This window comes from Kineococcus gypseus, from assembly GCF_050871305.1.
GTDB classification, from domain to species: Bacteria; Actinomycetota; Actinomycetes; order Actinomycetales; family Kineococcaceae; genus Kineococcus; species Kineococcus gypseus.
Genome location: NZ_JBJLRD010000102.1, coordinates 1 through 4,940 on the forward strand (window position 1 = coordinate 1; position 4,940 = coordinate 4,940).

General features: G+C 74.3%; 5 protein-coding genes. All 5 read right to left on the bottom strand.

The window, feature by feature from the left end:
• Positions 1 to 149: 149 nt before the first annotated feature.
• The 5 genes from ACRYMN_RS20670 to ACRYMN_RS20690 all read right to left on the bottom strand — a co-directional run bounded on the left by ACRYMN_RS20670 (position 150) and on the right by ACRYMN_RS20690 (position 4,723).
• Positions 150 to 587, bottom strand: coding sequence for a chemotaxis protein CheW (locus ACRYMN_RS20670; RefSeq protein ID WP_432499290.1), 438 nt, complete (start codon positions 585 to 587; stop codon positions 150 to 152).
• A 1-nt stretch (position 588) separates the two neighbouring features.
• Positions 589 to 3,015, bottom strand: coding sequence for a chemotaxis protein CheA (locus ACRYMN_RS20675; RefSeq protein ID WP_432499292.1), 2,427 nt, complete (start codon positions 3,013 to 3,015; stop codon positions 589 to 591).
• 254 nt (positions 3,016 to 3,269) lie between these two features.
• Positions 3,270 to 3,896 carry a GTP-binding protein gene (locus tag ACRYMN_RS20680; protein WP_432499294.1) on the bottom strand — a complete coding sequence of 209 codons (627 nt, stop codon included), beginning with the start codon at positions 3,894 to 3,896 and terminating at the stop codon, positions 3,270 to 3,272.
• Positions 3,877 to 4,269 (bottom strand): DUF742 domain-containing protein, encoded by a 393-nt coding sequence (locus ACRYMN_RS20685; RefSeq protein ID WP_432499296.1) that lies wholly within the window; start codon positions 4,267 to 4,269, stop codon positions 3,877 to 3,879. Before ACRYMN_RS20685 ends, ACRYMN_RS20680 begins: the two co-directional genes overlap by 20 nt.
• 7 nt (positions 4,270 to 4,276) lie before the next feature.
• Entirely contained in the window at positions 4,277 to 4,723 is a 447-nt protein-coding gene (locus ACRYMN_RS20690) for a roadblock/LC7 domain-containing protein (protein WP_432499298.1), read from the bottom strand.
• Between the last annotated feature and the right edge of the window lie 217 nt (positions 4,724 to 4,940).

Sequence of the window (4,940 nt, forward strand, 5' to 3'; positions counted from 1 at the left end):
CGGCGGGTCCGCCGGGGGGGCGCCCCGTGCACGTGGCGGTTGACGGGCCCCGTGCGTGAGCCCGCGGGCCGCGCGCCGCCGGGGGACGCGCGAGGGCCCCCCCCCGGCGGGGGGGGGGCCCTCGCGCACGTGCGGCGCTCGGCCCGCGGTCAGGCCGCGGCCGAGCCCTCGATCTCCAGCGCCTTGTCGACGTCGAGGACGAGCAGCAGCGCGTCGTCGAGCTTGTAGGCGCCGCGGATCAGCTCGCGGATCGGGCCGGACAGCGTGTCCGGCGGCGGCTCGAAGGTGGCGTCGGCGGCCTCGATGACCCCGCCGATGGAGTCCACCAGCAGGCTCCAGACCTCCTCGGAGGAGCGCACCACGACGTTCATCGCGGCCTGGCCCTCCTCGCGGTCGGCCAGCCACAGGCGCCGGCGCAGGTCCAGGGCGGTGACGACCTGGCCGCGCAGGTTGATCAGGCCGGCGACGGCCCGCGGGGCCAACGGCGCGGGCGTGCGGGGCTGCTCGGTGAGCACCTCCTGCACGCGCCGGACCTCCACGCCGAACAGGTGGCCGGCGAGGGTGAAGGTGGCGTACTGCGTGGACACGTCAGACCCCCAGTCGAGAGGAAGCGGCGGCGTACTCGTTCTGCGCCTGCTCGGAGAAGAAGTTCGGGTCGGCGGCGAGGATCGCCGAGCGCACGTCGAGCAGCTCGGTGACGCGGTCGCGGATGACCGCCGAGCCCACCAGGCCCGCGTCGTCGATGTCGCTGCGCGCGTCCTGGCCGGAGACGATGTCGACGATCTCGTCGACGACGATCGCCACGGAGCGCCCGCGCGCGGAGTACACGACACCGGGCAGCGAGGTCAGCTCGGGCTCGTCGAACCCGCGCATGCTGCCGAGGTGGTTGGCCAGGCGCACCAGCGGCAGGATCTCGCCGCGGTAGCGCACGACCTCGCGGCGCCCGACGCGCTCGATGGAGTCGGTCTTGAACTCCTCCAGGCGCGTGACGACGTCCAGCGGGATCGCGACCCGGCGGTCGTCGCCGAGGCCGACGACCAGCAGGCGCTGGCCGTCGCCGGTGGCGGCGCTGGTGGTGGCCTGCTCGGCGGCGGCGTGCTCCAGGCCGTCCGAGCGCATCGTGCGGCGCGCCAGGGACTGCACGTCGAGGATCAGCGAGACGCGCCCGTCGCCGAGGATCGTGGCGCCGGCGTAGCTGCCGATGGCCTTGAGGACCCCGGACAGCGGCTTGACGACGATCTCCTCGGTGTCCAGGACGCGGTCGACGACCATGCCGAAGCGGCGGCCGTCGCACTCCAGGACGGCGATGACGAGCTTGGAGGGGACCTCCGCGTCGGTGGGGCGCTTGAGCTCCAGCGCCTCCTCCAGGCGGATCAGCGGCAGCAGCGCACCGCGCAGGCGGTACACCTTCGCGCCGCCGACGTCCTCGATGGCCTTGGACATGCGCTCGGTGTCCAGGCTGACCAGCTCCAGCAGGTTCACCTGCGGCATCGCGTAGCGCTGCCCGGCGCACTCGACGGTCAGGGCCGGCACGATCGCCAGGGTCAGCGGGATGCGCAGGCGCCAGACGGTGCCCTGGCCGGGGGTGGACTCCACGTCCACCGAGCCGCCGATGCGCTCGATGTTCGTCTTCACGACGTCCATGCCCACGCCGCGGCCGGAGACGTTGGTGACCTTCGCGGCGGTGGAGAAACCGGGCAGGAACAGGAACTGCAGGATGTCGTTGGGCGTCAGCGACTCCAGCTTGCTCGCGGAGACCAGGCCCTTCTCGACGGCCTTGGCGCCGATGACGGCCGGGTCGATGCCCTTGCCGTCGTCGCGGATCTCGACGACGACCTGGCCGCCCTCGTGCGCGGCGCGCAGCTTCAGCGTGCCGACCTCGTTCTTGCCCGCGGCGCGGCGCACGTCCGGCGACTCGATGCCGTGGTCGACCGCGTTGCGCACGATGTGCGTCAACGGGTCCTTCACCGCCTCGAGCAGGGTGCGGTCGAGCTCGGTCTCGCCGCCCTCCATCTCCAGCTTGATCTTGCGGCCCAGCATGTTGCCGAGGTCGCGCACGACGCGCGGCAGCTTCGACCACAGGTGGTCGATGGCCTGCATGCGGGTGCGCATGACGGACTCCTGCATCTCGCTGGCCACGAGGTTCAGGCGGTGGCACGCGCGGGTGAGGTCCTCGTCGCGCAGGGCGCCGGCGCGCTGCAGGATCTGGTTGCGGGCCAGGACCAGCTCACCGGCCTGGCGCACCAGGGACTCCAGCAGCTCGACGTCCACGCGGATCGTGGCCTCGGCGGCGGACGCCTTCTCGGAGGCGGCACCGGCGGGCGCGGCACCGGCGGGCGCGGCGGCCGGGGCCGGGGCGGCGGGCGCCTCGGCCACCGGGGCCTCGGCCACCGGGGCCTCGGCCACCGGGGCCGGGGCGGGCTCGGGCTCGGCGACGGGCTCGGCCACCGCGGCGGCGACGGGCTCGGCCACCGGCTCGGCGGGGGCGGGCTCGACCGCGACGGGCTCGGGCTCGACGGGCGCGACCGGCTCGGCGACCGGCTCCGGCGCGGCCGGGGCGGCGGGCGCCTCGGCGGCGGGGGCGGGCACCTCGACGCCGGCGCCGTCGGCCGGCGGCAGCACGGGCTCCTCGCCGTCGAGCACGGCGCGGATGGCGGTGACGACGGCGTCGACCTCGACGGACGCCTCGGCGCCGCTCTCCTCGATGGAGGACAGCAGCGCGCGGATGGTGTCCACCATGCGCAGCAGCACGTCGGTGGTGACCGGGGTCATGACGAGCTGGCCGTCGCGCAGGCGGGCGAGGAGGTTCTCGCCGACGTGGGCGACGGACTCCAGGCGGGAGAAGGCCAGGAAGCCGCTGGTGCCCTTGATCGTGTGGATGGTGCGGAAGACGCTCGCCAGCAGCTCGCGGCTGCCGGGCTGCTGCTCCAGCGCGACGAGGTCGGAGTCCAGCTGGTCCAGGTTCTCGTAGCTCTCGACCAGGAATTCCTGGACGATCTCGTCCATGTCGTCCATGCGGTTCCGCTCCGGATCTCGCGACGGGGGTGCTCTGCGGGGGTGCGACGGCCCGTCCTCGCGGGCGGCCCGTCGCTCGTGGTGCCTGGTTCACCCATCGGCAGCAACCGCCGCGGGCTGAAGCCCCGGGCCCGGCGCCCCGCGCGGCGCCGCGCGGCGACGCCCGGCGGGGACGCGCGAGGGGCCGGCACCCGGGTGGGTGCCGGCCCCTCGTGCGGGCGGTGCGCCGCTGGGACGTTCAGGCGTTCAGGCGTTCAGGCGTTCAGGCGGGACAGCGCGGTCTGGACCAGCGTGATGAGGCTGTGCTTGGTGGCGGCCTTGCTGCGCGCGTCGGTGTAGACGAGCGGGACGTGGTCCGGCACGGCGAGGGCCTCGCGGACGGAGTCCAGGTCGTGCTGGGCCACGCCGTCGAAGCAGTTGACCGCCACGACGAACGGGATGCCGCGCGACTCGAAGTAGTCCACGGCCGGGAAGCACTGGTCGAGGCGGTCGGTGTCGACCAGCACGACCGCGCCGATGGCGCCCTTGACCAGGTCGTCCCACATGAAGAGGAAGCGGTCCTGGCCCGGGGTGCCGAACAGGTACAGCCACAGGTTGCCCGGCAGCGCGATGCGGCCGAAGTCCATCGCGACCGTCGTGGAGGTCTTGCGGTCCGAGTTCAGGCCCGCGTCGTCGACGCCGACGGAGTGCTCCGTCATCGCCGCCTCCGTGCGCAGCGGCTCGATGTCGGAGATCGACCCGATGAAGGTCGTCTTGCCGACCGCGAAGCCGCCGGCCACGACGATCTTGACGACGGTGGGCGGGGCGGTGGGCGCCGTGGCGGTCCCCCCGGCGGCAGCGCCTGGCGCGGGGGCGCTCACGTCAGAGCGAGGAAATGCCATTGAGAACACTCTCCAGGACGCTGATGGTGGTCGCGGGTTGGGGGGACGTGGACAGGGTCAGGCCGTGGACGCGGACCTTGCCCGAGGTGGACAGGTCGCTCACCACGACGCGCACGACGCCGACGGGCAGGTGCACGTGGGCGGAGAGCTCGGCGATCGAGAGGTACGAGGTCCTGGTCAGCTCCAGGATCCTGCGCCGCTCGGGCGTCATGCCGACCTCGGGCTCGGCGAGGGCCTCCACCAGCGCCTCGACCGGCAGGTCGGCGTTGGAGGGGCGGGTGCGTCCACCGGTGACGGTGTACGGGCGGACGGTGAACTCCTCGGCGTCCTCGTCGTCGCCGGGCCAGAGGTCCGCGCTGCCGGCTGCTGTCACGGCCGGTTCACCACCGGGCGCCGGCCGGCGAGGAGACGGGCAGCGCGGCCCGCATCTCCGACACCAGCTGCGGGGTCAGGACGGTCTCGAACCGCTGCACCAGCATGGCCATCTCGTAGCCGATGAGGCCGACGTCGCAGCCGGACTCGGCGGACACGGCCAGCACCGAGCCGTCGGAGACGTTCACGAGGAAGAAGAACGAGTCGTCCATCTCGATGATGGCCTGGCGCACCTCGCCGGAGTCGAGCTGGCGGGCGGCGCCGCGGGCCAGGCTGGACACGCCCGAGACGATCGCGGCGAGCTGGTCGCCGGCCTCGCGGTCGAGCTTGTCCGACATGGCCATCAGCAGGCCGTCGGCGGAGACGACGACGGTGTGCTGCACGCCGGGGGTGCTGCGGACGAAGTTGTCGAGGAGCCAGCTGAAGTCGGCGGCCTCGGAGCTGAGCACGGTCACAGTGGTGTTCCTCTTCTCGGAGCCGACCCGTCGTCGGCGGTGCGGTGGTGGTGGGGGTGGTGGTCGGGGTGGGTGCGCACGGGCGGGTGCCCGTCCGCGCCCCGGGGGGGGGGGGGGGGGGGGGGGGGGGGGGGGGGGGGGGGGGGGGGGGGGGGGGGGGGGGGGGGGGGGGGGGGGGGGGGGGGGGGGGGGGGGGGGGGGGGGGGGGGGGGGGGGG